The sequence below is a fragment of the Klebsiella pasteurii genome (assembly GCF_018139045.1).
GTDB lineage: Bacteria > Pseudomonadota > Gammaproteobacteria > Enterobacterales > Enterobacteriaceae > Klebsiella > Klebsiella grimontii.
Window position 1 is genome coordinate 2,572,714 of sequence record NZ_CP073236.1, and the last position, 25,867, is coordinate 2,598,580.

Here is a 25,867-nt window from a genome sequence, read left to right on the forward strand (position 1 = left end):
AAGGAATCACCATGATTGGGAAATATTTTGCACCTGCTTTACTTGCCGCAATTTTTCTTAGCGGCTGCCAGGCCCCGCAAGGAAAATTCTCTGCAGAACAAATTGCAGCAATGAAGTCATACGGCTTTACTGAAACCAACGGCGACTGGTCATTAGGAATATCTGATACCATCTTATTTGATAAAAATGACTACCATCTGCGTGCCGATAGTAAGCAGCAAATCCGCACAATGGCTTCACGGCTGGCCACCACCGGTATTACCCACAGCCGCCTCGAAGGCCATACTGATAATTACGGCGAAGACGGCTACAACGAAATGTTATCGCTTAAGCGCGCCAACAGCGTTGCGGATGCCTGGGCCGAAGGGGCGAATATTCCGCGCGCCAATTTGACCACTCGCGGACTCGGGAAAAAGTATCCGATAGCCAATAACGATACTGCGAAAGGACGTGCTGAAAACCGCCGCGTCACGGTGGTTATCAGCACGCCTTAGACAACCTATTCGACTGGTTTAGCCTCTAACATCGCCGTTGCTGCACGCCAGCGCAGATAATCAACGGCGAGACATAGCGCGAGGCTGGCCCCCATTAGCGGCAGCGCAACCCCCAACAACAGTGCAATGACGGCAGTCAGCAGACGAGCGGGCCATGCTAATCCAAACCACGCCTGTATCAACGTATTGGCCGGGTTAAACGCCGCGCGCGCCGGGCGGCGGATCCACCACAAGCGATATCCCACTACTATCATCACGCAGAGTGCGGTTCCGAACGCGATAAGCAATAGCTGATTAACAAGGCCGAACAAAATTCCCATATGGAAATCAACACCCCAGCGGGTCAGCTTGGCCATGAGCGGAAAGTCGGAAAAATGCGTACGGTCCACGATCCGCATCGTTGACCCCTCGATCGCGACAGCATCAACCTGTGTTGGCCAGCTTCTGTCGATTTCATTTACCGTCCACGCGCGCCCGGAACCCGACGGCGGTCGAATCTCCAGCTTGCCGGCATCCAGCCCCGCCGCGCGTGCGGCCAGCAGAACCTTGTCAAACTCCTCTACGCGCAGCGGCGATGCTGCCGCCTCGCCCATCATCCTGCTTCCCATATGATGTTCCGCATGCGGATCGTGAACTGCCGGAACGGCGCTTTGCAGCTGCGTATTTACCTGTGGCGTCAGCCAACCAAAGGCGGCGCGCATCTTATCGACGTTACCACCGGCCCATTGTGACCACGTTAAACCGGTCGCAGAGAAGATGAGCATACCGACCAGCAATGCCCATCCGAGAGACACATGCAGGCGGCGGCTATTCTGCATCTTATTGTTAATGCGACGACGCGGGCGGGTCATCGACCACAGCGCGATCCCACCGAGAGCGGCAACCCACATCCAGGACGCAGCGAGCTCGCTGTACAGGCGACCAACACTTCCCAGGAGCAATGAGCGGTGGGCATAATCAATCCACTGACGCAGTGGCAAAATACCGCTGGTACCGTAAACCGGCAGATCTCCTTTTACCCTTAAAGTCACCGGATCGACAAAAATTGCCCGTGTTTCCGACTCGCCAAGGCTCGGGTCAATAAACATCACTCGGGTAGTATCGCCAGCCAGTATCCCCGGACGTACCGCATGCAGGCGCAGGTTTCCCTGAATAGCCTCTGTTGCTACGGTAATTTGCGCGCTGAGCGGCTGTTTTTCTCCACTGAGGGTACCGCGAAGCGCATCCTGATAGAGCCAGCTTTCCAGCTGCGGACTGGCGACATATAGCGTACCGGTCAGAGCCGCCACAAAAATAAACGGTCCGATAAACAGTCCGATATAGAAATGAAGACGACGCAGCAGGTTCAGCCATGCTGCGCGCGAGGTGCAGGTAGTCATACTTTTCCTTTTTAAAAGCAAAAGAGAACGTTGCGCAGTGCGCAGGTTGTTTTTTTATCTAAGGGGGAAAGCAGACGGAAGAGGCGGCGCTCGGGTAAGGGGATAAAGCCAGGGAAAGTAATGCCAGTGTTTGTTCACCGGTCGGCTAACAGGCACTCGCTGGCGTCGAAGCACCATAGCAAGCAGCAACACCAGCGCGAAGATAAAGCCTGGCACGTGAGCTAAGAGCACGCAGTAGCCGCAGGCTTCAGCATGATCGAGCGGCACGCCGTGCGAGCGTTGCGGCGTCGAAGCGTCGGTGTGCATCATCGTCATCTGATGTGATGGCGCATCTTCCGCCATCGTCATCATTGCGTGGTGCATTCCGCTCATCGGATCTTTTTGCAAAGCGACTGAGATCAACGGCGCCACCACGATCAGCGCGATCGCAAACAGCGCCAGCCATGCGGCTCGCCGTTGAGATGCTGATTGATGAAGAATATTGCTGACCACCGCCCCTCCAAATGAGGGCCGTATTGTAAATGATTCACAATAAAATGGTTAAAATAAAGATAAAAAAAGGGCCAGCCCATCAGGCCAGCCCTCTCATTCAGGATGTCGCGAAAGCGAATCTTAGTTAAGACGCTCTTTGATACGAGCAGACTTACCGGTACGCTCACGCAGGTAGTACAGTTTAGCTTTACGTACAGCACCACGACGTTTGACAGAAATGCTGTCAACTACCGGAGAGTGAGTCTGGAAGACACGCTCAACGCCTTCGCCGTTGGAAATTTTACGAACAGTGAATGCAGAGTGCAGACCGCGGTTACGAATAGCGATAACCACGCCCTCGAATGCCTGCAGACGTTTTTTGGAACCTTCAACAACCCATACTTTCACTTCCACGGTATCACCCGGACGGAAGGAAGGTACGTCCTGCTTCATCTGTTCTTGTTCAAGTTGCTTAATAATGTTGCTCATAATTTAATCTCTTATCCTGGGTAAACTGATATTGGGGGCTTACGCCATCCCATCATGTTTATGCTGCTGTTGCGCGAGCTCTTTTTTGAACTCCGCCAGCAACCTTGCTTGCTCTTCAGTCAGAGCCAGGTTTTCCAAAAGTTCAGGTCTTCTAAGCCAGGTTCGGCCCAGCGACTGCTTCAGACGCCAGCGACGTATCTCAGCGTGGTTTCCCGACAGCAATACTGGCGGTACTTCCATACCTTCTAACACTTCAGGGCGCGTATAGTGAGGGCAATCCAGCAATCCTTCAGCAAAAGAGTCCTCGATTGCTGAAGCTTCATGACCCAGAACCCCCGGAATAAACCGGGAAACGGAATCAATCAGCGTCATTGCCGGTAGCTCGCCACCGCTGAGAACATAATCGCCGATTGACCATTCTTCATCAATCTCGGTCTGAATTACGCGCTCATCTACGCCTTCGTAACGACCGCACACCAAAATCAGCTTCTGATTGGTTGCCAGTTCGCTGACGCCCGCTTGATCAAGCTTGCGTCCCTGAGGTGAAAGATAAATCACCTTTGCGCCTTCACCTGCCGCGGCTTTTGCTGCATGAATGGCATCCCGTAAAGGTTGTACCATCATTAACATCCCCGGTCCGCCGCCGTAAGGACGATCGTCCACGGTACGGTGCCGGTCATGAGCGAAATCACGAGGACTCCAGCTCTGGATGCTCAGCAGGCCATTTTTTACTGCCCGGCCAGTTACCCCGTAATCGGTAATTGCGCGGAACATTTCAGGAAACAGGCTAACGATACCTATAAACACAAGCCAATCCCCATAGTGCCGTTTTTTACCGTTTATCCGGAGAATTTAAAAACCAGGATCCCAATCTACTTCGATAGTACGAGTAGCGAGATCGACTTTCTTGATAACCTGCCCATCGAGGAACGGAACCAACCGCTCCTTGATACCAAATGCATCTTTCAGGTTTGCCTTGATGACGAGAACGTCATTAGATCCAGTTTCCATCATATCGATGACTTTACCGAGACCATAACCTTCAGTGGTCACTACCTGGCAGCCCATCAGGTCTTTCCAGTAATAGTCACCCTCTTCAAGCGCAGGCAGCTGCGATGAATCCACGACAATTTCGCAATTAGTCAAAAGATTCGCTGCATCGCGATCGTCAATGCCTTTCAGCTTAATGACGATATCCTGATTGTGGTGGCGCCAGCTTTCCAGCTCAACAACCTGCCACTGACCCGCCTTCTGGATAAACCAGGGCTGATAGTCAAAAATGCTTTCGGCGTCTTCGGTGGAGGAAAACACTCTGAGCCAACCACGGATACCGTAGGAAGAACCCATCTTGCCCAATACAATCGGTTCAACAGGTGCTTGTGCGGTGTGTTGCTTGCTCATCATGACCACCGTGACAGATTAAGCTGCTTTGTTAGCGGCTTTGATCAGCGCAGCTACGCGATCGGAAACAGTAGCGCCCAGGCCAACCCAGTGAGCGATACGATCCAGATCCAGACGAGTTCCTTCTTCGGTCGCAGAAGCGATCGGGTTGAAGAAACCAACGCGCTCGATGAAGCGACCGTTGCGTGCATTACGGCTGTCGGTAACAACAACCTGGTAGAACGGACGCTTTTTCGCGCCGTGACGTGCTAAACGAATAGTAACCATAACATCCTCTTGTGTGAATAAAACACCGGGCCCCATCGAGGAACGGAGCCCGGTGTCATATTAAAAGCCCGAAAATTTTACTGATTTCTGGGGAAATTGCAATCAGCAGTTATAAACTCTGCCGTGGAAGGCCCCCTAAATGGGGTAACTGAGCCAGAGCGCGCCAACAATGGGTAAAAAAAGAAGCGCGCCCCGACAGCAAAATAGCGACGATACTATCGCCCGCCGGGGAACCCAGGCGGCATCATACCTTTCATTCCGCGCATCATCTTCATCATGCCGCCTTTCGACTTCATCTTCTTCATCATGCGCTGCATATCATCAAACTGTTTGAGCAGACGGTTCACATCCTGCACCTGCATTCCGCAGCCTGCGGCGATGCGGCGCTTACGCGAACCTTTAATAATTTCCGGTTTGGCGCGCTCTTTCAGCGTCATCGAGTTGATGATGGCTTCCATACGCACCAGCACTTTATCGTCCATCTGCGATTTAACGTTGTCCGGTATCTGTCCCATGCCCGGCAGCTTGCCCATCAGGCTGGCCATACCGCCCATGTTTTTCATCTGCCGCAGCTGTTCAAGGAAATCGGTGAGATCAAAACCGTCGCCTTTTTTCAGTTTGGAAGCCAGCTTTTCAGCCTGCGCGCGGTCAACCTTACTTTCGATATCTTCGATCAGCGACAGAACGTCGCCCATGCCGAGAATACGGGAGGCGATACGGTCCGGATGGAACGGCTCCAGAGCTTCGGTTTTCTCGCCAACGCCAAGGAATTTAATCGGCTTACCGGTGATATGACGAATCGACAGCGCCGCACCGCCGCGGGCGTCGCCGTCCACTTTGGTCAGCACCACCCCGGTCAACGGCAGAGCCTCGTTAAACGCTTTCGCCGTGTTCGCCGCATCCTGGCCGGTCATCGCATCGACAACAAAGAGGGTTTCTACTGGATTGAGAGACGCATGGACCTGCTTAATCTCATCCATCATCGCTTCATCAACGTGCAGACGACCGGCAGTATCCACCAGCAGCACGTCGTAGAATTTGAGCTTCGCTTCCTTCAGCGCGGCATTCACGATATCAACCGGCTTCTGACCTACGTCAGACGGGAAGAAATCAACGCTAACCTGCTCGGCCAGCGTTTCCAGCTGCTTGATCGCCGCAGGGCGATAGACGTCAGCGGAAACCACCAGGACTTTCTTCTTGTGCTTTTCACGCAGGAACTTACCCAGCTTAGCGACGCTGGTGGTTTTACCCGCCCCCTGCAAACCGGCCATCAGCACCACGGCTGGCGGCTGCGCGGCTAAATCCAGCGCCTGGTTCTCTTCGCCCATCGCGGCAACCAGTTCGTTGCGCACAATTTTGACGAACTCCTGGCCCGGGGTCAGGCTTTTGTTGACTTCATGACCTACCGCGCTTTCTTTTACGCGGTTGATGAAGTCACGTACCACAGGCAGAGCAACGTCCGCCTCCAGCAGCGCCATACGCACTTCGCGCAGGGTATCTTTAATGTTGTCTTCAGTAAGGCGTCCGCGGCCGCTAATGTTGCGCAGCGTACGCGACAAACGATCGGTTAAATTATCAAACATTGTCTCTCGCCTGAGGTGGAAACGGTCGGTCGCCGCAGCGACACAAAAACGGAATGGGCGCAGTATAACACGACATAAACGCGAATGTGCTGCAACGGTTGGAGCCAGAGTCGCGTGACGCTATACTGCTTCTCTTTACTATTTAGTCAACAGTCGACGCCCATATGCCTGTTTTTGCTCTACTCGCTCTTGTCGCGTACTCCATCAGCCTCGCGCTGATCGTCCCTGGTCTGCTGCAAAAAAACAGCAGTTGGCGGCGGATGGCGATTCTTTCCGCAACTATTGCGTTGATTTGTCACGCCTTCGCGCTGGAGTCACGCATTTTTCCCGGCGGCGAAAGCGGGCAAAACCTCAGTCTATTAAACGTGGGATCGCTGGTCAGCCTGATGATCTGTACGGTGATGACCATCGTCGCATCGCGTAATCGCGGCTGGCTATTGCTGCCCATTGTCTACACCTTCGCCTTAATCAACCTCGCGTTCGCGACCTTTATGCCGAACGAGTACATCACGCATCTGGAAACCACGCCGGGGATGTTGGTCCATATCGGCCTGTCGCTCTTTTCTTATGCTACGCTGATTATCGCTGCGCTTTACGCTCTGCAGCTGGCGTGGATTGACTATCAGCTGAAGAATAAAAAGTTGACCTTCAGTAGCGAAATGCCGCCGCTGATGAGCATTGAACGTAAAATGTTCCATATCACCCAGATAGGCGTGGTGCTGTTAACCCTGACGCTGTGCACCGGGTTGTTTTATATGCACAACCTATTTAGCGCGGAAAACATTGATAAAGCAGTACTGTCTATTATTGCGTGGTTTGTTTATATCGTCCTGCTTTGGGGCCACTATCATGAAGGGTGGCGCGGACGCCGGGTCGTCTGGTTTAACGTGACTGGCGCAGGACTGTTGACGCTGGCCTACTTTGGTAGCCGCGTATTGCAACAGTTAATGAGCTAAGTCTTTAAGGAATCCCAAGTGGAACATATCTCCACCACCACGCTGATCGTGACGCTGATCGTCATGGTGGTTATCTCCGCCTATTTCTCCGGTTCAGAAACCGGCATGATGACGCTAAACCGCTATCGCCTGCGTCATTTGGCCAAGCAGGGCAATCGTCAGGCAAAACGCGTCGAAAAGCTCCTGCGCAAGCCTGACCGTCTCATTAGCCTGGTTCTCATTGGTAATAACCTCGTCAACATTCTTGCCTCGGCGTTGGGTACCATTGTAGGTATGCGCCTGTACGGCGATGCCGGCGTCGCCATTGCCACCGGCGTCCTGACGTTTGTGGTGCTGGTGTTTGCCGAAGTGCTGCCAAAAACCATCGCGGCGCTCTATCCAGAAAAGGTGGCCTATCCCAGCAGCCTCCTGCTCGCGCCGCTGCAAATACTGATGATGCCGCTGGTGTGGTTGCTCAACACGATTACCCGCATTCTGATGCGCATGATGGGCATTAAAACCGACATCGTGATTAGCGGGGCATTAAGCAAAGATGAGCTGCGCACTATCGTTAATGAATCACGTTCGCAAATCTCCCGGCGCAATCAGGACATGCTGCTCTCCGTCCTGGACCTCGAGAAAGTCAGCGTTGACGACATCATGGTTCCGCGCAACGATATTGTCGGTATCAATATTAACGACGACTGGAAATCCATCGTCCGCCAGCTGACCCACTCTCCACACGGGCGCATCGTGCTGTACCGCGACACGCTGGACGATGCCATCAGCATGCTGCGGGTACGCGAAGCTTATCGCCTGATGACCGAGAAAAAAGAGTTCACAAAAGAAGTCATGCTGCGCGCCGCCGATGAAATTTACTTCGTGCCGGAAGGAACGCCGCTCAGTACGCAGCTGGTGAAATTCCAGCGTAATAAAAAGAAAGTGGGTCTGGTCGTTGATGAATATGGCGACATTCAGGGTCTGGTTACGGTTGAGGATATCCTCGAAGAGATCGTCGGCGATTTTACGACTTCAATGTCGCCTACGCTTGCTGAAGAGGTGACGCCGCTTAATGATGGCTCAGTGATTATCGATGGAACCGCCAACGTACGGGAAATCAACAAGGCATTTAACTGGCATCTCCCGGAAGATGAAGCGCGAACCATTAACGGTATCATCCTGGAAGCACTCGAAGAGATCCCCGCTCCGGGTACCCGCGTACGCATCGAACAGTATGATATCGATATTCTTGATGTTCAGGAGAATATGATTAAACGGGTGAAGGTGATGCCGGTTAAACCCATTCGCGAGAGCGTGGCTGAGTCATAGCCACCCTGCGGACTGACAGAAGGGAATAGAAAAACGGCCACCTCACGGTAGCCGTTTCGCTTATTTACTTCGCTTTCGCGACGGTGACCATCGCCGCGCGAATAGTACGACCGTTCAGGGTATAACCCTTTTGCATAACGCCCAGCACGTTGCCTGGCGCGACGTCTTCGGACTCAACCATCGCAATGGCCTGATGGACGTTCGGATCCAGCGGCACGTTCGTATCGCCAATCACTTCCACGCCGAACTTACGTACCACGTCGAGCATGGACTTCAGCGTCAGTTCGATGCCTTCAACCATCGGCGCCATATCCGGGTTAGCTTTATCAGCGACTTCCAGCGCGCGATCCAGGCTGTCGATGACCGGCAGCAGCTCGTTGACGAATTTTTCCAGCGCAAACTTATGCGCTTTTTCGATATCCAGCTCGGTACGGCGGCGCAGGTTATCTTCATCGGCTTTCGCACGTAGCAATACTTCACGTTCGCGCTTCTGCGCTTCAGCAAGCTGAGCTTCCAGATTCGCAATTTTTTCATCGCGCGGATCCACCTGCTCAGCCGAAACCTCAGGCTCTACCGCCTCAACGTCGTCGTGCTGCTCCGTGATAATTTCTTCCGGGGCTTGCCCCTCAGGCGTTTTCTGTTCTTTACTACTCATGAATTTCTCCGCGTTTTTTTCGCATTCATCTCGCTAACTTCGCTTATTATGGGGATCAGCTTCCTGGTTTCAAGGGAACGCGGCCAGATTGTCACTATTCATTTAACGCAAGGACATCCAGATCATGAAGAACCACTTCAAGTGTATAGGCATTGTGGGACACCCTCGTCACCCAACCGCGCTGACCACACATGAAATGCTCTGGCGCTGGCTGTCCGGCAAAGGTTATGAAGTGCTGGTTGAGCAGCAAATAGCGCATGAACTTCAGCTCAGCAATGTCAAGACCGGGACGTTGGCCGAAATTGGCCAACAGGCAGATCTGGCCGTCGTGGTTGGCGGCGATGGCAATATGCTCGGCGCAGCCCGTACGCTGGCGCGCTACGACATTAACGTTATTGGGATTAACCGCGGCAACCTCGGTTTTCTGACCGATCTCGACCCGGATAACGCGCTACAGCAGCTTGCCGATGTGCTCGAAGGCCACTATATCGCCGAAAAACGCTTTCTGCTGGAAGCTCAGGTGTGTCAGCAGGATTGCCAGAAGCGCATCAGCACGGCAATTAATGAAGTTGTCCTGCACCCCGGCAAAGTGGCGCATATGATTGAGTTTGAAGTTTACATTGATGAGGTATTTGCTTTCTCTCAGCGCTCCGATGGCCTGATTATCTCCACGCCCACCGGCTCCACGGCTTATTCACTCTCTGCTGGAGGGCCGATCCTCACGCCTTCACTGGATGCGATCACCCTGGTCCCCATGTTCCCGCATACGCTCTCGGCACGCCCGCTGGTGATCAATGGCGACAGCACCATTCGCCTGCGCTTTTCTCAACGCTGTAGCGACCTTGAAATTAGCTGCGATAGCCAGATAGCGCTTCCAATTCAGGATGGTGAAGATGTGCTGATCCGCCGCTGTGATTATCACCTCAATCTCATCCACCCAAAAGATTACAGCTATTTCAACACATTAAGCACCAAGCTTGGCTGGTCGAAAAAATTGTTCTGATTTTATAGCCAGCCCCTTTACTGGATAAAAAACCAGATTATACTGTACGAAAACACAGTAATGGTTTTTCATACAGGAAGGCAGCTATGTTGGCACAACTCACTATTAGTAATTTTGCTATTGTTCGTGAGCTTGAAATCGATTTTCACAGCGGTATGACCGCCATTACCGGCGAGACCGGCGCCGGTAAATCGATCGCTATCGACGCGCTGGGGCTGTGCCTCGGTGGTCGGGCGGAAGCCGATATGGTGCGCAGAGGCGCCAACCGGGCTGATTTATGCGCCCGCTTCTCCCTGAAAGACACACCTGCCGCTCAGCGCTGGCTGGAACAGAACCAGTTGGAAAGCGGGCGTGAGTGTTTACTTCGCCGCGTCATCAGCGCTGACGGCCGCTCTCGCGGTTTTATTAACGGCACGGCAGTCCCTTTATCCCAGCTTCGCGATCTGGGTCAACTGCTTATCCAGATCCACGGCCAGCACGCCCACCAGTTGCTGACTAAACCCGAACACCAGAAGACGCTGCTTGATGGCTATACCGGTGAGTATGCGCTTACTCAGCTAATGGCAGAGCGCTATCGTCAGTGGCATAAAAGCTGTCGCGATCTGGCGCAGCATCAGCAGCAAAGTCAGGAGCGCGCAGCCCGTGCGGACCTGCTGCAATATCAATTAAAAGAGCTAAACGAGTTCAACCCGCAGTCGGGCGAATTCGAACAAATTGATGAAGAATACAAACGTCTGGCTAACAGCGGTCAGCTGCTGACGACCTGCCAGCATGCGCTGACGGTACTGGCAGACGGCGAAGAATCCAACCTGCAGAGTCAACTGTACGCCGCGAAGCAGCTGGTCAGCGAGCTGGCAGGTATGGACAGTAACCTCTCCGGGGTACTCGATATGCTTGAAGAGGCGTCTATCCAGCTTAGCGAAGCAACGGACGAACTGCGCCATTATCACGATCGCCTCGATCTCGATCCGAACCGCCTGTTCGAGCTGGAGCAGCGTATCTCCCGACAGATCGCCCTGGCGCGGAAGCATCAAATCGCGCCCGAAGAGCTTCCTGACCTTTACCAATCCCTACTGGAAGAGCAGCGTATGCTGGATGATAGCGCCGGTTCTCTGGAATCTCTTAGCCAACTGGTCGTTGAGCATCATCAGCTGGCGCTGGATACGGCAAAGCAGCTGCATGCCCTGCGCCAAAATAGCGCCGATGAATTGACTCAGCTCATTACGGAGAGTATGCACTCACTCTCGATGCCGCACGGTGTGTTCGCCATTGATGTCGCGTTTGATGAGCGCCACCTTACGGCTGAAGGCGCGGACCATATCGAATTCCGCGTCACCACTAACCCGGGTCAGCCGCTGCAGCCGATTGCTAAAGTTGCCTCCGGAGGCGAGCTGTCACGTATTGCGCTGGCGATTCAGGTCATCACCGCACGTAAGATGGAAACTCCGGCGCTGATTTTCGATGAAGTGGATGTCGGCATCAGCGGCCCTACGGCGGCAGTCGTCGGTAAACTACTGCGTCAATTAGGCGAATCAACCCAGGTAATGTGCGTTACCCACTTACCGCAGGTTGCCGGTTGTGGACATCACCATTTCTTCGTCTGCAAGGAAACGGACGGTGAAATGACCGAGACGCATATGCACCCTCTGGATAAACGCGCTCGTTTGCAGGAACTGGCCCGCCTGCTGGGCGGTAGTGAAGTCACTCGTAATACCCTGGCAAACGCGAAAGAGTTGCTTGCCGCCTAAACTTTTTGATTTTCACAGAGTCATAGTGAACAGCAAATTGCCGATAGACCTGCAGCCGAAGGTTCCCAACCGGGCAAAGGTCTATTATCATCGGCATATTACAGATGAGCCACGTACTGCTCGGGCCCAAAAAGGAATCAAATCACTATGCGCTGTAAAATGCTGACTGCTGCCGCAGCGGTTCTTCTTATGTTGACCGCAGGCTGTTCCACTCTGGAACGAGTGGTTTACCGTCCTGACATCAACCAGGGAAACTATCTGGCACCAACCGATGTAGCAAAAATTCGTGTCGGCATGACGCAACAACAGGTTGCCTATGCTCTTGGTACCCCGATGATGTCAGATCCGTTTGGCACCAATACCTGGTTCTACGTTTTCCGTCAGCAGCCTGGGCATGAAAAAGTTACCCAACAGACGCTTACCCTGACCTTCAACAGCAGCGGTGTGCTGACCAACATTGATAACAAACCTGCCCTGACGGCGGAGTAAGGCTATCAATATGCAAAAAGCGCTCAATGAGCGCTTTTTTTTATCTCTGAGCTTTGTGCGAAACGGTTACTTTCCCGCGCTTTTCTCAGCCCGCTGGCGACGCAGCTCTTTAGGGTCTGCAATCAGCGGCCGATAGATCTCTACTCGATCGCCATCGTGGACCCGATCCTGAAGCTTCGCCGGGCGGCTATAAATACCCACTTTGTTCTTCGCCAGATCGATATCATCACGTAACGCCAGAAGACCGCTGGCCACGATCGCCTGCTCGACCGTCGCGCCCTCTTCCAGCTTAACGCGTTGCAGATACTGCTTTTCCGGCAAGGCGTAGGCAACTTCAACGATGATGTTAGCCGACACTGTAAACCTCTTTTGCCCGCGTCGTAAACGCTTGCACCATATTCATGGCCAGCTCTTTGAAGATACGACCAAACGCCATTTCAATCAGCTTATTGGTGAATTCAAAATCGAGATGAAACTCAATTTTGCACGCTTCCGGGCTTAAGGGGATAAACTTCCAGCCGCCAATCAGCTTCTTAAACGGACCATCGACCAGACTCATGAGAATACTCTGGTTACTGGTCAGCGTATTTCGCGTTGTGAAGGTCTTGCTGATACCTGCTTTGGAGACGTCAACCGCCGCGGTCATTTGCGTCGGACCGAGCTCCAGAACCCGGCTACCGGTGCAGCCCGGCAGAAAATCAGGGTAGGACTTCACATCATTTACCAGTTGGTACATCTGTTCCGCACTGAACGGCACGAGGGCGGTACGGCTAATCTGAGGCATAGCAGGTTCCACATATAAACACGGTGTAAATAATATCATTTATCTGCTGCTAAAAAAAACGCTGTACCGCAACTCGTGCTAAGATAGCCCATTACGCCTCGCGGGAAGATTGAGGTACGACTGTTTTAAGACGATGACTTCAGGATACTATGACTAAGAAAAAAGCCCACAAACCTGGATCAGCCACCATTGCGCTGAATAAACGCGCCCGTCATGAATACTTTATTGAAGATGAATACGAGGCTGGTCTTGCTCTGCAGGGATGGGAGGTAAAATCTCTCCGTGCTGGTAAAGCCAATATTGGTGATAGCTATGTCATTTTGAAAGATGGCGAAGCCTATCTGTTTGGCGCCAACTTTACGCCAATGGCTGTTGCTTCCACTCACTACGTCTGCGACCCGACGCGTACCCGTAAGCTTCTGCTCAACCAGCGTGAACTGGATACCCTGTACGGGCGTATCAACCGCGAAGGTTACACTGTGGTCGCTCTTTCTCTGTACTGGAAAAATGCCTGGTGCAAAGTCAAAATCGGCGTAGCAAAAGGTAAAAAACAGCACGACAAGCGTACCGATATCAAAGACCGCGAATGGGCAGTAGATAAAGCCCGAATTATGAAGCACGCGGGTCGTTAACTCCCCATCCCATCAGGGTCAGTTTTGCTGACCCTGGCGCTATATTGTTGTTGATGCTGATTTTTCACCCAACCTGACGCCTTAATCCTCGAAACGAGGGCTGGTAAGCGCATTCATAAATCTGTTATACTCAACGTACACATTGGGGCTGATTCTGGATTCGACGGGATTTGCGAAACCCAAGGTGCATGCCGAGGGGCGGTTGGCCTCGTAAAAAGCCGCAAAAAAATAGTCGCAAACGACGAAAACTACGCTTTAGCAGCTTAATAACCTGCTCTGAGCCCTCTCTCCCTAGCTTCCGCTCTTAAGACGGGGATCAAAGAGAGGTCAAACCCAAAAGAGATCGCGTGGAGGCCCTGCCTGGGGTTGAAACGTTAAAACTAATCAGGCTAGTCTGGTAGTGGCGTGTCTGTCCGCAGGTGCCAGGCGAATGTAAAGACTGACTAAGCATGTAGTACCGAGGATGTAGGAATTTCGGACGCGGGTTCAACTCCCGCCAGCTCCACCACTTGCTCTTCCGGATACGTCCGGGGAAATCCTGAAAGCCCGCATGGCACAAGCCCTGCGGGCTTTTTTGTGTCTGTCGTTGTCCGAGGGCATCCGGCTAAATCCAGAGAAAATTGGTACACGTTTAGGTACACGCTATACTGTGGTCCATTAAACGTGTACCAATTATGGAAGGGATCCAGACATGGCGCGCATTACACGCCCACTGACTAACAACGAAATACTTAAAGCTAAACCCCGTGAAAAAGACTTCACCTTACATGATGGTGATGGCCTGTTCTTACTCGTCAAAACTACTGGTAAAAAGCTCTGGCGCTTCCGCTATCAACGTCCGAACAGTGGCAGCCGAACTAATCTCAGCCTCGGATCATACCCTGCCCTTACACTCGCAGCAGCTCGTCAGATTCGCGACCAGCACTTAACCACGCTCGCGCAAGGCATGGATCCACAACAGCAACAGGAGCAAGCGTCAGAACAGCGCCAGATTGAGTTAGACAGCATTTTCTCAACGGTGGCTGCTAACTGGTTCCAGCTTAAAAGCAAAAGCGTCACAGAGGATTATGCAAAAGACATCTGGCGCTCTTTAGACAAAGATGTGTTCTCCGCTATAGGTTCGATGCCTGTTCAGGAGATAAAGGCCAGAACGATTGTTGAAGCACTAGAGCCAATTAAAGCGCGCGGTGCTCTTGAGACTGTTCGTCGTTTGGTACAGCGTGTTAACGAGATAATGATTTATGCGGTTAACACCGGTCTGATAGATGCGAATCCGGCATCAGGTGTTGGCATGGCCTTTGAGAAACCAAAAAAGCAAAACATGCCGACGCTGCGGCCAGAAGAATTGCCAAAATTGATGCGGTCACTGGTTATGTCTAATTTATCTGTTCCAACACGCTGCCTCATAGAGTGGCAGCTCCTGACGCTCGTTCGCCCTTCAGAGGCCTCAGGTGCTCGTTGGGAAGAGATCGATCTCAATGCAAAGCTCTGGACTATTCCAGCCGAACGGATGAAGGCAAAGCGTGAGCACATCGTTCCTCTATCTCAACAAGCATTAGATATTCTGGAAGTGATGAAGCCAATCAGTGCTCATCGTGAACATGTTTTCCCGAGTAGAAATGATCCAAAGCAGGCGATGAACAGCCAAACGGCTAATGCCGCTTTGAAACGTATCGGCTATGGTGGAAAACTTGTTGCTCATGGGCTGCGCTCTATCGCAAGCACAGCAATGAATGAAGCTGGTTTCAACCCGGATATCATTGAAGCAGCTTTAGCTCATAGTGATAAAAATGAAGTTCGGAGAGCATATAATCGTTCAACTTATTTAGTACAAAGACAAGAAATAATGACATGGTGGGGTGGATTGGTAAAAGATAAACATTAAAATAAAAAATAAATGAGACTGATATTTTTTATTTAATCAGCCTCATAATTATAAAATAATACTATGATGGGACGATATTACATGCAACCGTACCAGCATAATTGAAACCGATATTAAACTTCAGCCTATCACCTACCTTCAATGCTTCCCAAAGGTCATGTTGAACCTCAGATCGTGGAAAAAAAATATCTTTTCCACTTCCATCGACCGTTACGAACCCAAATCCGCTATTGATTCCTTTCAAACTCCCCCTAAATATTGTTGGGTTGATTTCACCACCTATATAATCTCTAATTTTGAACCGGTCATCTTTTGATACTCTGGAAGTCCGAAGATACTCGAAAATGTCAGCAGATAATGCAACTTCTTTAGGATCACTTGACTCATATGCAAATCGAGCGAACCAAAATTGAGCATGAAAGTTTTTATCGTTCGGAGTAAATGCCCTTCTATAATAGTAAATCAAAGGAGCTCTTTTAGAGGGGTCCATTAATCTTAGCAATTCCGCATACTGATAATTCAACCGATGGTCGTTTCGTCTTCTTTCTAAAGCCTGCGTCAAAACCTTAGAAGCTTCATTAAAGTCACCTTTATCAATATATATTTTCGAAAGTCTTATCGCTATAAAGGGATCCCTAGAGTTATCACTGAAAGCAGCAAGTAATGAACTTAGTATTCTTCCATCATCACTCATAATTCCGGCAAATCTTGCTTCCAGGTTTGAGAGCATTGCTTCATCCGGATATTTTTGCTTGCTAATGGTAATTTCTTCTTCAATCCTACTGATTAGATCATCTATAATTTTCCCAGAAACATTATCATCCTTAATATTATCTTCAAAATTATCGATAGAAAGCTCAAGAAGAGTTGTTAAGATGTACGGACTCCCTCCCCATCGTCTTTGTGCTTCCTGTAATAAATGTCGAGCCTCTCCACGAAACTTTATCCTATCATAGGCTTCATTACTATTATTGGCTTTATCTCGCCATACTGTTGCCATGGTGTGAATTATACTGCTGTCATAAGGAGCCTTTTCCTTCGCATTCTCAAGTAATTCTATCGCAAGAGTTAAATTTCCATTTGGCCTTATCCTCTCAAAGTTTGCCATTTGCTGTAACAAATAGGGATCTTCTCCTATGGTTTTGAGAGCCTGTTGATAAATGCTAATTACATCTTGATAATCGGGGAAAATCTCATGAAGAGATTTTGCTCGCATAAATTGTCTAAAAGAAATCCTATCAGATTCAAATGCAATATTTATCTTATCTAATATTTGAGTATATTCATTATATTTTTCTAATGTATTGCTAAATGCACGATTGAATACTATTTCCGCTATTTCCGAGTGACGAGCTCTATAATGATAATCATCATTCCCCTCTGAATCCCATAATACTATTTTCTCCAATGGAGTAAAAAACTGCTGTTTGAACTCAGTGAAATTGATGCCGAAAATTCTAGCAATTAGGCCTGCTCTAACAGGAACTCGTAGCCTATTCAATGTGCAAATTGTTCGGTAGATTGTTCTTGCCTGTATAGGATAGATAGAATTGTATTCACTGAAGATAATATCTTCAAATGGTTCCCCCATAGTTGCTTCGTGCAAAGCAACTAATAATTGCCGCTCTGAATTAACAATAAACTCCTGTATACGCTCAGCTTTATTTTTATTTATGAGGTTAGGGCCTAAGCAATCATGAAACTCTAGTTTCTCGACTAAGTTTGTCACTTCAGACTCACTAAGATTATGCAAAGAATATACTTCGGTTATTAACTCTTTAAGTGAATCGCAACGTTGACTCCATTCGTTATATCTTTCAGCTGTTATTATCGTTATTTTCAACTCGGCTTTTATTGCGTTATTCATAAACGCAGCGATCTTGTTTACGTGTAATGATGCATTATCCCAATAAAGAAAAACTCTTTCATTGGTTTTTTCTATTACCTCTTTGATGATTTCAACAGTTAAATTATCTCCATTATTAACCCAAAGTGGGCATCCAAAATCCATAACCCTCATTTCCCAAGCAACTTGCCGGAGAAAAACTGTTTTTCCTGACCCTGCTTCACCTTTGAGCAAAATCAACTCGGTGGTATCACTTCTTTCAGTTTCAGGTTTTAGTATTACTTCCTCTAAGAAACGATCTAATAAAGATCTTTTAATAGCTAATTCTGCACTTTGTGCATACCATCCCAAATCAGAACCTTTATAAAATTCCTTTGGGTTAAATTGTTCAGTATTCATATCAGAATGCACATATTGTATGCTATCTGTTAGAATTCTATTAAGCTCTTCGGATGGAGGTGCAGTAGTTACAAATATTTTTTGTATAGCATTATTCTGAACTGGCGTAATAAGATAGTTGAATCTTTCAGACCAAGGTATTACATCATTAACCTCTCTCAAAAAGGCCTCAAAGGTAAAATTTAAAGCATTTATTTTTTTGGAAGCCCATAAATTAATTTCGGGATCTTTTATACCTGGCTTCAATAAATAATGCCTTTGTCCTTGGGGTACATTATTATTAACCATTGATATTATATGTCTTATGTTTGCATCCTGTAAACTATGTCCAACAAATACAATGCTATATTCTATAGCCAACTCATATAAGTATTTAAACAATAAATTCCTATTTTTTTCGTAATCATTGAATTGTTCAACAGTCAAAATGAGTGGCAACTCTGGGTCTCTGGTTCTGGTTATGCACCCATGCAATTTTATAAAATTAAGTATATCAGTTGTCTTCTCACCCTCATTAAAGCCATCATTATTAGATAAATGTATAGAAAGAGTTTGATTTGTCTTTTTAGTTTCGTAACAAAACTCTATCATCCTATCATAATTAGTTGAAAAAATAGCTTTCCATTGAAAATCGGGAATTATTTTATGAAAATCGTTAACTTCAAGATCCTCAAATACCTCCCTAATAAACTCTTGCACATCTATTATTCCATGCTCTGATATTGCCAAATCAGCAATTTGAGTCAAAGATTCATATTTATAATCACCGTTAAGGAATCTATCAGATATCAATATTCCCAAATCGTTCCCTTTAGGCACATCATATTTTTTTAGTTTCGCGCCAATTAAAGCACCGGAACCTAGAAATAGAACAACTCTTCCTCTTTTTATTTTATCTATAAGTGTCTGCGGTAGGCTCATGCTCTGTCCTCTAATAATCTAGATGTGCCAGTAGAATTTTCAATTAGATAAATAATCTCACATTACAATTTAGGTCAACTACTTTCGCTAATTTTTTAGATACCAAACATATTTTCAATTGGTATATAAATGCGCACAAGAATAACTTTTTGTTATATAATTTTTTATACTATGAAGCCCTATAGTTAGAAACCTTCCTATCCTTATATTAAATTTATGGCCAATGAGAATCCATGAAGACATTTTCAATGTTTTAGTGATCCAACATTCAGAAACCTGATGCGTAGATTTTAATTTCTTTCTGTGCGCTCAATGCTTTCCACGCTCCTCCTGTCCGCTTCGTGAGTCGGTTTTCATGCAGATGCATCGCGAGACTCAGACTGCCACAGACCCGAATACGCCAGGGATATAGAACCTCTAGAAGCGATACAATGAACGCCGAAATGACTGATTTCCGCTGTGTCTGGATGGTTTTTTCTTACCCCTCGACTGGCTGCCTCAGAAGCTCACCACGCCCCCGAACAGCACCGCACCACACACCGCACTCCCGAGAACCTGCGCAGCGCAGCGACGCGCTCAGGCCGCGAAATTAAATATCATTAAATAAATACTTTACCGCTGGCGCGCAGTGCTTTCCCCGCCTCGCCTGCCCGCTTCGTGGGTCGGTTTTCACGCAGGTGCATCGGGGGGCTCAGGCCGCGCCGGGACAGGGTTGCGAAGGGAGTGACGGGACGGGAAAGTGCATGCAAAACCATGCACCCTGTGGATGCATGGCTTAATTCGGGAAAAATAGCGGTATTTTCGGGGATTTTTTGCGGGGCTACTTACTGGCCAGTTCCGTGCGCCGGCGGGCATAAATCAGGCTCTGTGCGGGGGTGTATTTTTCCTGATTATCCACCCGCGAAGCCGCGTCAGGCCTGAATCCGATGGCCGTTAAAATATCGCTGTCTTCTGCCGAATAATTAATTTCTTCACCGGTACTCAGCCACACGGACAGGGCTTCCCTCAGGTAATGGGCCGAACGGTCGAGCGCATGGCCGGTCAGGAGTGCGGGCTGCTGGCTGAGTCCCATCAGCTCCGGGGCAAGCGTGGCCGCCAGTTCAGCACCGTGCGCCTGCATAAAGTCATTCAGCCGGTTGCGGATACTGATGCGTTGCACCGCTTCATGGGAGCGGATATAGCGCCCGGCGGCCTGATTAATCTCCCATTTTTTGACATCGATAATGTCGCGTAATTTCTGCATTCTGCCCGGTATACGGTCATCCCCGGCCAGCACCTGCTCGCGGTATTCCTGCTCTGCGGCCGCCAGTTCGGCTTTACAGTTCAGCCAGGCGGTTTTGTTATTCTGACAGGCCTCAAAGGCCTGCTGTAGCGTAAGGGTGGTCATGGTCAGTTCTCCCCTGATTAATGACGGTATGGCGAGCTGTAGCAGCCCTGCACTTTACGGGGGGCCGGGGGGGTGACCGGCTCCGCGACAGGCGGCGTTTTCTCCGCCGGAGGACGGATAACCTCGTCGATGGCTTCAGTGGTGCGGAACGTCGCCGAGCACTCAATATTGGTGCACTGGTGATAGCGCTGTTTGACGTTCTCCGACAGATAGCGGGAGGTGCGGGCATGCGCCGACTTTTTGCAGAACGGACAGTGCATCATGGCAGCAGCCCCCGCGCTTTCAGGTCAGCCTCGCGCTGACGGATTTTCTCCTGCCAGACCTTACGCTCGCCGGGCGTGCTGGCGGCGTCGTGGTCCATATGCGGAAGCGCGACGGCCGGGAAACCGGTCAGGGAGAGTACCGGCTCATCCGCTGGCGTAACGGAGAAGTCGCTCACTTTCCTGGTCAGGAAGGTCACCACCTTATGCATAACCTCTTTCTCCGGCTCGGTGTAGCCCTGATGGCCGATGGTGTTGGCGAGCGGATTTGCCATCACATCCGCTTTCAGCACCATCGCCCGGACCAGTGGCCCGAGGGTGTCATTCAGCGCGCGGTTAAGCTCTTCCTCAGCGTATTTACTCAGCACAGCATGATGCGCCTGCCGGAATGCACGCGCGGTGCTGTTGCAGGTGGCTTTCAGCAGGTCACGTTCAAAGGCCAGCACTTCGGTCAGGTTGTCACATTCCTGTGCAAGCTCCCGGCGGGCCACGCGTTCGATATGGCCGCTTTTCAGCTCATCGGTCAGCATGGCACCCCCGGCACGGAAAGCGGCGCGCCAGGTGCGGGTGTCGCTGCCGTTGTCCTGCTCCAGCTCTGCTTTCTGCTCCTCCGCACGGGTGATGGCCGTCAGGGTGTCCTCCATCAGGCGGGCCTGTTCAAGATGGGCCGTTCTGGCTGCGGTCAGTCGCTCCAGCGCCGGTTTCAGGTAATCAGGGATAAAGGTGGTGTCGGTCATGGCAGATTTCCTCGTGGTTTCAACTTGAGGTGATTCTGCCGGGGCACACACAACAACACGACCTGTTGCGGTTGTGGCAGTGCTGGCACAAACAGGACGTCAAAACCCGGCTTGCCAGAGAAAGGTCTCAGGAAAAGCATACTCACTGTTTGTTTTTTTACTGTTAACTATTCACCACTGTTCACCATAAGAAAAAATATAAATAATACAGTAAGATAAAGGGTGAACAGTTGAGGGGTTGACTGTTCACCCACTGTTCACCACTGTTCACCCTCGGTTTTTGCAGTGACGATATCACTTAGACTTTTTTTCGATTAATATATAAATATTTATAACTAAAAGTAATAAATGTTGTTGCAATGTAATGCAGTGATTTGCATCTGTTTGCCAACGTTTGCCACTGTTTGAGTCTGAGAAAAGTCAATGTTTGTTTTCCCGAAAATCTCACATGACCCGAGAGAAAATATAAACATAATAGGGAGCTACCCGAGGCCGGACGGACACGACCGGCACTGTATGGACTTTATGAGGTAGCCCGATGCACATCGCTTTTTCTTCCCCGTCTTCTGCCCCTGCCGCGCCGCTGATGCCGGTTTCTGATGCCGTTCAGGAGCGCTTTATTCGCCTGCCCGAAGTGATGCATCTGTGCGGGCTGCCCCGCTCCACGATTTACGATCTCATCAGCCGGGAGGCTTTCCCGAAGCAAATCTCCCTCGGCGGGAAAAACGTGGCGTGGGCACAGTCGGAAATCACCGGGTGGATGGCCGACCGTATCGCCGAACGCAACCGGGGCTATGACGCATGATGATGCCCGTTCCGCAAAAAGCCCCTTTTTCTGGCTTGCTTCCCTTCGCCGTTTCCAGGTATAGTTTTGCCGCTGTCGCAAAATCGACAGCCGGAATTGGCGTTCCGAATAACTTCAAGGCGACACGACACGCGCCATGCGTGTTTTTTTATGTCGTTGCTCAGGCACACCCATTTTCAGGGCTGTGGTGTTTATTCGTGCACCAGGGTTCTTTTCTGATAATGGTAGTCCGGGCGGGGCAGCCTTCGGGCTGGCCGGTTCCCTTGAAGGCCGGTTACGCCAACCCCGCTCGGGCTGCCACCAGTGAAATTGGCGTTTCCGGTGGTAGTTTTTCAAACTACTTCAAGGAGGCTGCCGTCATGGCTATTATCCTCACCCCGTCACATCCGCAATTTGTCTTTGTGTTTGCCGCCGTTCGTCGCGCAGACCGTAAACCCCGTATCTGTATGCTTCGCACCGTTGCCGGTAATGAACACGCCGCACGCCTTTCCCTCGTCCGCGATTACGTCCTCTCGTTTGCCGGGCGTCTGCCGGTGGCGGAGGTGCGCGCATGAGACACTCCACGATTACTGCCCGTGACCTCGAATGCCTTGAGCATATGCGCAATGTCGGCCAGCTCGTCAGCGACCTGATGCAGGTGCAGGACTGCACTTCCCTGCGTCGTGACCCGGCCCAGCAGTTACAGCTCACCTCCGTGATTTACCTCATGACCGCCCAGCTCGACGGCGTGGTCGAGCGCTGCAACCACCGCTGGTTCACCGGGGAGGGCAACGTATGAAAACGCCTCTGCCACCCGTATTGCGTGCCGCCCTGTATCGCCGCGCTGTCGCCTGTGCCTGGCTGACCCTGTGCGAACGTCAGCACCGCTATCCCCACCTCACCCTCGACGCGCTGGAAAGCGCCATCGCCGCCGAGCTGGAGGGCTTCTACCTGCGCCAGCACGGCGAGGAAAAAGGCCGTCTGATTGCCTGTGCGCTGCTGGAAGATTTGATGCAGGCCGGGCCGCTGAAAGCCGCCCCGTCGCTGTCCTTCCTCGGGTTCGCCGTGATGGATGAGCTCTGCGCCCGCCATATCACATCGCCTGTACTGCACTGAGGGAGACAATCACCATGAAAATGAACGTAACGGACACGGTAAAACAGGCGTGCGGCCACTGGCCGCGCATTCTCCCGGCGCTGGGCATGAAAGTGATAAAAAACCGCCATCAGGCCTGCCCGGTGTGCGGCGGGGCTGACCGTTTCCGCTTTGACGATAAAGAGGGGCGCGGTACATGGTTCTGTAACCAGTGCGGCGCCGGTGACGGCCTGAAACTGGTTGAGAAGGTGTTCGGCATATCGGCATCCGAGGCCGCCGGGAAGGTGAACGCCGTCACCGGCAATATGCCGCCAGTGGCCCCGGAGGTGATGGCGACCGCAGAGGCCGGAACGGAGGCCGACCGCAAAGCAGCGGCCGCGCTGGCCGTCAGACTGCTGGAGAAAACGCGCCCGGCCACCGGCAACGCCTACCTGACCCGCAAGGGCTTCGCAGGTCGTGAGTGTCTGACGCTGACCACGTCGCACAAAACCGGCGGCGTGGCCTACCGCGCCGGTGATTTAGTTGTACCGCTGTATGACGGGACCGGCGCGCTGGTTAACCTCCAGCTCATTAACGCTGAGGGGCTCAAGCGCACCCTGAAAGGCGGGCAGGTGAAAGGGGCATGCCATCTCATCAACGGACAGAAACAGGCCGGAAAACGCCTGTGGATAGCGGAGGGTTATGCAACGGCCCTTACCGTGCATCACCTGACCGGGGAAACCGTCATGGTGGCGCTGTCGTCCGTGAACCTTCTTTCTCTGGCGAGCCTGGCCCGCAGCAAACACCCGGCCTGTCAGATTATCCTCGCCGCTGACCGTGACCTGAACGGCGACGGCCAGACAAAAGCCGCCGCGGCCGCAGCAGCCTGCGAGGGCATTGTCGCCCTGCCGCCGGTGTTCGGTGACTGGAATGATGCGGTGATGCTGAAAGGGGAAGACGCCACGCGTAAAGCCATTTATGACGCCATCCGGCCAGCGGCCCAAAGCCCGTTTGACACCATGAGCGAGGCGGAATTTACCGCCATGGGCGCTAGCGACAAGGCCTGGCGGGTGCATGAACATTACGGCGAAGCGCTGGCCGTGGACGCCAACGGCCAGCTCCTGTCCCGCTATGAAAACGGCATCTGGAAAAATATCCCGGCCGCCACTTTTTCACGGAGTGTGGCTGATTTATTCCAGCGCATACGCGCCCCGTTCTCGTCGGGGAGAATTACCTCAGTGGTGGAGACGCTGAAACTGATTATTCCCCAGCAGGAGGCACCGGCACGCCGTCTGATTGGTTTTCGCAACGGGGTGCTCGATACCAGCTCAGGCATATTCAGCCCGCACAGTAAATCACACTGGCTGCGCACCCTGTGCGACGTGGATTTCACCCCGCCGGTAGAAGGGGAAACGCTGGAAACCCATGCGCCTAACTTCTGGCGCTGGCTCGACCGGGCGGCCAGTGGCAAACCAACAAAACGTAACGTGATTCTGGCTGCGCTGTTTATGGTGCTGGCGAACCGCTACGACTGGCAGCTCTTTCTCGAAGTGACCGGCCCCGGTGGCAGCGGGAAAAGTATTCTCGCCGAAATCGCCACGATGCTGGCCGGAGAGGATAACGCCACGTCGGCGGACATCGACACACTGGAAGACCCGCGCAAGCGCGCCTCCCTGATTGGCTTCTCGCTTATTCGTCTGCCTGACCAGGAGAAATGGAGCGGTGACGGTGCCGGGCTCAAGGCCATCACCGGCGGCGATGCGGTGTCAGTCGACCCGAAATACCAGAACCCGTACTCGACGCATATTCCGGCAGTCATTCTGGCCGTGAACAATAACCCGATGCGCTTCACCGACCGCAGCGGCGGCGTGTCGCGCCGACGGGTGATTATCCACTTCCCGGAGCAGATAGCCCCGGAGGAGCGCGACCCGCAGCTCAGGGATAAAATCGCCCGCGAGCTGGCCGTGATTGTGCGCCAGTTGATGCAGCAGTTCAGCGACCCGATGAGCGCCCGCGCCCTGCTCCAGTCGCAGCAGAACTCCGACGAGGCGCTGAGCATCAAGCGCGACGCTGACCCGACGTTTGATTTTTGCGGCTATCTGCAGGCGCTGCCGCAGACCAACGGGATGTTTATTGGTAATGCCAGTATCATCCCGCGTAATTACCGTAAATATCTCTATCACGCGTATCTGGCCTATATGGAGGCCAACGGGTACAGGAATGTGCTCAGCCTGAAAATGTTCGGACTGGGACTGCCCATGATGCTGAAAGAGTACGGGATGAATTATGAGAAGCGGCACACAAAGCAAGGGATACAAACTAACCTGTCGCTGAAAGAGGAAAGCTACGGCGACTGGCTGCCGAAGTGCGATGAACCCACCGCGACTTAACCTGTCTCAGACCGGCAACCGCCGGTCTTTTTGTATCTGCCCCTCCCTCAATGGTGAACAATCCACTGTTCACCCTTCACCGTATGTTCACCCTGTATCACTATGAAAGTATTAATAAAAAACCAAAGGTGAACAGTGTGAACAGTTAAACCCAAAAAAACTTTTTACCCCCCCCTCATCACCATCATATTGCGGTGGTGGTCGCCGTAAACAGGCCGGAGATGCGCTAAGGTGAAGAGTTGACTGTTCACTCTTCACCAACTAATCACCGACTATCATTATGATATTAAAAAGAAAAATAAGGAGGTGAACAGTGTGAACAGTTAAATGCAAAAAAACTTTTTATCCAGCCTTTGTAGATCCAGAAAAATCATCAGGAGGAAGAGCAATCGACAACTTTAGATAGGGAAGAATGCTATGACATTCCATAATTGGTACACGTTTAGGTACACAAATGAAAGTTGAACACATTAAAATAATTTAAATTTAAATACTTACGCGATTTATTCAGACTCCGCCAGCACC

Annotated in this window: 27 protein-coding genes, 1 other RNA gene and 1 pseudogene; 15 read left to right on the plus strand and 14 right to left on the minus strand. The window is 51.2% G+C overall.

Features of this window, described 5'->3' with window-relative positions; all coding sequences use genetic code 11:
* Window positions 1-11: 11 nt before the first annotated feature.
* Window positions 12-494, plus strand: coding sequence for an OmpA family protein (locus tag KCG39_RS11980; protein WP_004123767.1), 483 nt, complete (start codon window positions 12-14; stop codon window positions 492-494).
* Between the two features lie 5 nt (window positions 495-499).
* Here the strand turns inward: KCG39_RS11980 and KCG39_RS11985 are convergent, their stop codons facing one another.
* The 7 genes from KCG39_RS11985 to ffh all read right to left on the minus strand — a co-directional run bounded on the left by KCG39_RS11985 (window position 500) and on the right by ffh (window position 6,084).
* Complete coding sequence (locus KCG39_RS11985) at window positions 500-1,873, minus strand: PepSY-associated TM helix domain-containing protein (protein WP_142467984.1); 1,374 nt, start codon at window positions 1,871-1,873, stop codon at window positions 500-502.
* A gap of 54 nt (window positions 1,874-1,927) precedes the next feature.
* Window positions 1,928-2,365, minus strand: coding sequence for a DUF2946 domain-containing protein (locus tag KCG39_RS11990; protein ID WP_139529795.1), 438 nt, complete (start codon window positions 2,363-2,365; stop codon window positions 1,928-1,930).
* A 120-nt stretch (window positions 2,366-2,485) separates the two neighbouring features.
* Window positions 2,486-2,833, minus strand: a complete 348-nt coding sequence (gene rplS, locus KCG39_RS11995; RefSeq protein WP_004104634.1) for a 50S ribosomal protein L19 — start codon at window positions 2,831-2,833, stop codon at window positions 2,486-2,488.
* A gap of 39 nt (window positions 2,834-2,872) precedes the next feature.
* On the minus strand, window positions 2,873-3,640 hold the full coding sequence (gene trmD, locus KCG39_RS12000) for a tRNA (guanosine(37)-N1)-methyltransferase TrmD (RefSeq protein ID WP_004104636.1): 768 nt from the start codon (window positions 3,638-3,640) through the stop codon (window positions 2,873-2,875).
* Window positions 3,641-3,685: 45 nt separating this feature from the next.
* Window positions 3,686-4,234: a ribosome maturation factor RimM gene (gene rimM / locus KCG39_RS12005; protein WP_004123774.1), complete on the minus strand. Its 549-nt coding sequence runs from the start codon at window positions 4,232-4,234 to the stop codon at window positions 3,686-3,688.
* Window positions 4,235-4,252: 18 nt separating this feature from the next.
* Window positions 4,253-4,501 carry a 30S ribosomal protein S16 gene (rpsP, locus tag KCG39_RS12010; protein ID WP_004123777.1) on the minus strand — a complete coding sequence of 83 codons (249 nt, stop codon included), beginning with the start codon at window positions 4,499-4,501 and terminating at the stop codon, window positions 4,253-4,255.
* A gap of 215 nt (window positions 4,502-4,716) precedes the next feature.
* Window positions 4,717-6,084, minus strand: coding sequence for a signal recognition particle protein (gene ffh, locus KCG39_RS12015; RefSeq protein ID WP_004123779.1), 1,368 nt, complete (start codon window positions 6,082-6,084; stop codon window positions 4,717-4,719).
* 164 nt (window positions 6,085-6,248) lie between these two features.
* On the opposite strand from ffh, the gene KCG39_RS12020 reads away from it, so the two are divergent.
* Both KCG39_RS12020 and KCG39_RS12025 read left to right on the plus strand, forming a co-directional pair.
* Window positions 6,249-7,040: a cytochrome C assembly family protein gene (locus tag KCG39_RS12020; protein ID WP_087829087.1), complete on the plus strand. Its 792-nt coding sequence runs from the start codon at window positions 6,249-6,251 to the stop codon at window positions 7,038-7,040.
* 18 nt (window positions 7,041-7,058) lie between these two features.
* Window positions 7,059-8,348, plus strand: a complete 1,290-nt coding sequence (locus KCG39_RS12025) for an HlyC/CorC family transporter (RefSeq protein ID WP_004123790.1) — start codon at window positions 7,059-7,061, stop codon at window positions 8,346-8,348.
* A 64-nt stretch (window positions 8,349-8,412) separates the two neighbouring features.
* Here the strand turns inward: KCG39_RS12025 and grpE are convergent, their stop codons facing one another.
* Entirely contained in the window at window positions 8,413-9,003 is a 591-nt protein-coding gene (gene grpE, locus KCG39_RS12030) for a nucleotide exchange factor GrpE (RefSeq protein ID WP_004123793.1), read from the minus strand.
* Between the two features lie 124 nt (window positions 9,004-9,127).
* Between grpE and nadK the strand changes: the two genes are divergently transcribed.
* The 3 genes from nadK to bamE all read left to right on the plus strand — a co-directional run bounded on the left by nadK (window position 9,128) and on the right by bamE (window position 12,243).
* A complete protein-coding gene (gene nadK, locus KCG39_RS12035) occupies window positions 9,128-10,006 on the plus strand; it encodes an NAD(+) kinase (RefSeq protein ID WP_004123797.1) in 879 nt (292 codons plus the stop codon).
* Window positions 10,007-10,092: 86 nt separating this feature from the next.
* On the plus strand, window positions 10,093-11,754 hold the full coding sequence (gene recN / locus KCG39_RS12040; RefSeq protein ID WP_087829086.1) for a DNA repair protein RecN: 1,662 nt from the start codon (window positions 10,093-10,095) through the stop codon (window positions 11,752-11,754).
* A 147-nt stretch (window positions 11,755-11,901) separates the two neighbouring features.
* Window positions 11,902-12,243: an outer membrane protein assembly factor BamE gene (bamE, locus tag KCG39_RS12045; protein ID WP_004123807.1), complete on the plus strand. Its 342-nt coding sequence runs from the start codon at window positions 11,902-11,904 to the stop codon at window positions 12,241-12,243.
* Between the two features lie 66 nt (window positions 12,244-12,309).
* Here bamE and KCG39_RS12050 read toward each other — a convergent pair whose 3' ends face one another.
* Both KCG39_RS12050 and KCG39_RS12055 read right to left on the minus strand, forming a co-directional pair.
* On the minus strand, window positions 12,310-12,600 hold the full coding sequence (locus KCG39_RS12050) for an RnfH family protein (RefSeq protein WP_004123815.1): 291 nt from the start codon (window positions 12,598-12,600) through the stop codon (window positions 12,310-12,312).
* Window positions 12,590-13,027, minus strand: coding sequence for a type II toxin-antitoxin system RatA family toxin (locus KCG39_RS12055; RefSeq protein ID WP_004123817.1), 438 nt, complete (start codon window positions 13,025-13,027; stop codon window positions 12,590-12,592). The genes KCG39_RS12050 and KCG39_RS12055 overlap by 11 nt, the downstream gene beginning before the upstream one ends.
* A gap of 149 nt (window positions 13,028-13,176) precedes the next feature.
* Here KCG39_RS12055 and smpB point away from each other — a divergent pair, with 149 nt between their 5' ends.
* The 3 genes from smpB (at window position 13,177) to KCG39_RS12070 (ending at window position 15,544) form a co-directional block, all read left to right on the plus strand.
* Window positions 13,177-13,659 carry an SsrA-binding protein SmpB gene (gene smpB, locus KCG39_RS12060; RefSeq protein WP_004104655.1) on the plus strand — a complete coding sequence of 161 codons (483 nt, stop codon included), beginning with the start codon at window positions 13,177-13,179 and terminating at the stop codon, window positions 13,657-13,659.
* A 144-nt stretch (window positions 13,660-13,803) separates the two neighbouring features.
* Window positions 13,804-14,167, plus strand: a transfer-messenger RNA (tmRNA) gene (gene ssrA / locus KCG39_RS12065).
* A 183-nt stretch (window positions 14,168-14,350) separates the two neighbouring features.
* On the plus strand, window positions 14,351-15,544 hold the full coding sequence (locus KCG39_RS12070; protein WP_211811605.1) for an integrase domain-containing protein: 1,194 nt from the start codon (window positions 14,351-14,353) through the stop codon (window positions 15,542-15,544).
* Between the two features lie 61 nt (window positions 15,545-15,605).
* Here KCG39_RS12070 and KCG39_RS12075 read toward each other — a convergent pair whose 3' ends face one another.
* From KCG39_RS12075 to KCG39_RS12090, 4 genes are all read right to left on the minus strand, one after another.
* Window positions 15,606-18,710, minus strand: coding sequence for a P-loop NTPase (locus tag KCG39_RS12075; protein ID WP_211811606.1), 3,105 nt, complete (start codon window positions 18,708-18,710; stop codon window positions 15,606-15,608).
* A gap of 820 nt (window positions 18,711-19,530) precedes the next feature.
* A complete protein-coding gene (locus KCG39_RS12080; RefSeq protein ID WP_211811607.1) occupies window positions 19,531-20,097 on the minus strand; it encodes a phage polarity suppression protein in 567 nt (188 codons plus the stop codon).
* A gap of 17 nt (window positions 20,098-20,114) precedes the next feature.
* On the minus strand, window positions 20,115-20,360 hold the full coding sequence (locus KCG39_RS12085; protein ID WP_004136116.1) for an ogr/Delta-like zinc finger family protein: 246 nt from the start codon (window positions 20,358-20,360) through the stop codon (window positions 20,115-20,117).
* A complete protein-coding gene (locus KCG39_RS12090) occupies window positions 20,357-21,094 on the minus strand; it encodes a glycoprotein 3 (protein WP_211811608.1) in 738 nt (245 codons plus the stop codon). Before KCG39_RS12090 ends, KCG39_RS12085 begins: the two co-directional genes overlap by 4 nt.
* Before the next feature lie 538 nt (window positions 21,095-21,632).
* Here KCG39_RS12090 and KCG39_RS12095 point away from each other — a divergent pair.
* The 6 genes and pseudogenes from KCG39_RS12095 (at window position 21,633) to KCG39_RS12115 (ending at window position 25,342) form a co-directional block, all read left to right on the plus strand.
* The gene (locus tag KCG39_RS12095; protein ID WP_211811609.1) at window positions 21,633-21,899 is read left to right on the plus strand and encodes a helix-turn-helix transcriptional regulator; all 267 of its coding nucleotides are present in this window, start codon (window positions 21,633-21,635) and stop codon (window positions 21,897-21,899) included.
* Between the two features lie 2 nt (window positions 21,900-21,901).
* Window positions 21,902-22,234: pseudogene (locus KCG39_RS27920) on the plus strand (ash family protein); the annotation flags it as partial.
* A 24-nt stretch (window positions 22,235-22,258) separates the two neighbouring features.
* Window positions 22,259-22,453: a host cell division inhibitor Icd-like protein gene (locus KCG39_RS27925; protein WP_232393288.1), complete on the plus strand. Its 195-nt coding sequence runs from the start codon at window positions 22,259-22,261 to the stop codon at window positions 22,451-22,453.
* A complete protein-coding gene (locus tag KCG39_RS12105) occupies window positions 22,450-22,677 on the plus strand; it encodes a hypothetical protein (RefSeq protein ID WP_087759024.1) in 228 nt (75 codons plus the stop codon). The genes KCG39_RS27925 and KCG39_RS12105 overlap by 4 nt, the downstream gene beginning before the upstream one ends.
* Complete coding sequence (locus KCG39_RS12110; RefSeq protein WP_211811611.1) at window positions 22,674-22,994, plus strand: DUF5375 domain-containing protein; 321 nt, start codon at window positions 22,674-22,676, stop codon at window positions 22,992-22,994. The genes KCG39_RS12105 and KCG39_RS12110 overlap by 4 nt, the downstream gene beginning before the upstream one ends.
* Before the next feature lie 14 nt (window positions 22,995-23,008).
* Window positions 23,009-25,342 carry a primase-helicase zinc-binding domain-containing protein gene (locus KCG39_RS12115; protein WP_211811612.1) on the plus strand — a complete coding sequence of 778 codons (2,334 nt, stop codon included), beginning with the start codon at window positions 23,009-23,011 and terminating at the stop codon, window positions 25,340-25,342.
* The last annotated feature ends 525 nt before the right edge of the window (window positions 25,343-25,867 follow it).

Coding starts and splice junctions, on each gene's coding strand:
- KCG39_RS12085 (WP_004136116.1), bottom strand. CDS start 20,360: ATGATGCACTGTCCGTTCTGCAAAAAGTCGGCGCATGCCCGCACCTCC.
- KCG39_RS12070 (WP_211811605.1), top strand. CDS start 14,351: ATGGCGCGCATTACACGCCCACTGACTAACAACGAAATACTTAAAGCT.
- KCG39_RS12020 (WP_087829087.1), top strand. CDS start 6,249: ATGCCTGTTTTTGCTCTACTCGCTCTTGTCGCGTACTCCATCAGCCTC.
- bamE (WP_004123807.1), top strand. CDS start 11,902: ATGCGCTGTAAAATGCTGACTGCTGCCGCAGCGGTTCTTCTTATGTTG.
- nadK (WP_004123797.1), top strand. CDS start 9,128: ATGAAGAACCACTTCAAGTGTATAGGCATTGTGGGACACCCTCGTCAC.
- KCG39_RS11985 (WP_142467984.1), bottom strand. CDS start 1,873: ATGACTACCTGCACCTCGCGCGCAGCATGGCTGAACCTGCTGCGTCGT.
- KCG39_RS12080 (WP_211811607.1), bottom strand. CDS start 20,097: ATGACCACCCTTACGCTACAGCAGGCCTTTGAGGCCTGTCAGAATAAC.
- smpB (WP_004104655.1), top strand. CDS start 13,177: ATGACTAAGAAAAAAGCCCACAAACCTGGATCAGCCACCATTGCGCTG.
- rplS (WP_004104634.1), bottom strand. CDS start 2,833: ATGAGCAACATTATTAAGCAACTTGAACAAGAACAGATGAAGCAGGAC.
- KCG39_RS27925 (WP_232393288.1), top strand. CDS start 22,259: ATGGCTATTATCCTCACCCCGTCACATCCGCAATTTGTCTTTGTGTTT.
- KCG39_RS12115 (WP_211811612.1), top strand. CDS start 23,009: ATGAAAATGAACGTAACGGACACGGTAAAACAGGCGTGCGGCCACTGG.
- KCG39_RS12075 (WP_211811606.1), bottom strand. CDS start 18,710: ATGAGCCTACCGCAGACACTTATAGATAAAATAAAAAGAGGAAGAGTT.
- rpsP (WP_004123777.1), bottom strand. CDS start 4,501: ATGGTTACTATTCGTTTAGCACGTCACGGCGCGAAAAAGCGTCCGTTC.
- KCG39_RS12090 (WP_211811608.1), bottom strand. CDS start 21,094: ATGACCGACACCACCTTTATCCCTGATTACCTGAAACCGGCGCTGGAG.
- rimM (WP_004123774.1), bottom strand. CDS start 4,234: ATGAGCAAGCAACACACCGCACAAGCACCTGTTGAACCGATTGTATTG.
- grpE (WP_004123793.1), bottom strand. CDS start 9,003: ATGAGTAGTAAAGAACAGAAAACGCCTGAGGGGCAAGCCCCGGAAGAA.
- KCG39_RS11980 (WP_004123767.1), top strand. CDS start 12: ATGATTGGGAAATATTTTGCACCTGCTTTACTTGCCGCAATTTTTCTT.
- KCG39_RS12055 (WP_004123817.1), bottom strand. CDS start 13,027: ATGCCTCAGATTAGCCGTACCGCCCTCGTGCCGTTCAGTGCGGAACAG.
- recN (WP_087829086.1), top strand. CDS start 10,093: ATGTTGGCACAACTCACTATTAGTAATTTTGCTATTGTTCGTGAGCTT.
- KCG39_RS12110 (WP_211811611.1), top strand. CDS start 22,674: ATGAAAACGCCTCTGCCACCCGTATTGCGTGCCGCCCTGTATCGCCGC.
- KCG39_RS12095 (WP_211811609.1), top strand. CDS start 21,633: ATGCACATCGCTTTTTCTTCCCCGTCTTCTGCCCCTGCCGCGCCGCTG.
- ffh (WP_004123779.1), bottom strand. CDS start 6,084: ATGTTTGATAATTTAACCGATCGTTTGTCGCGTACGCTGCGCAACATT.
- KCG39_RS12105 (WP_087759024.1), top strand. CDS start 22,450: ATGAGACACTCCACGATTACTGCCCGTGACCTCGAATGCCTTGAGCAT.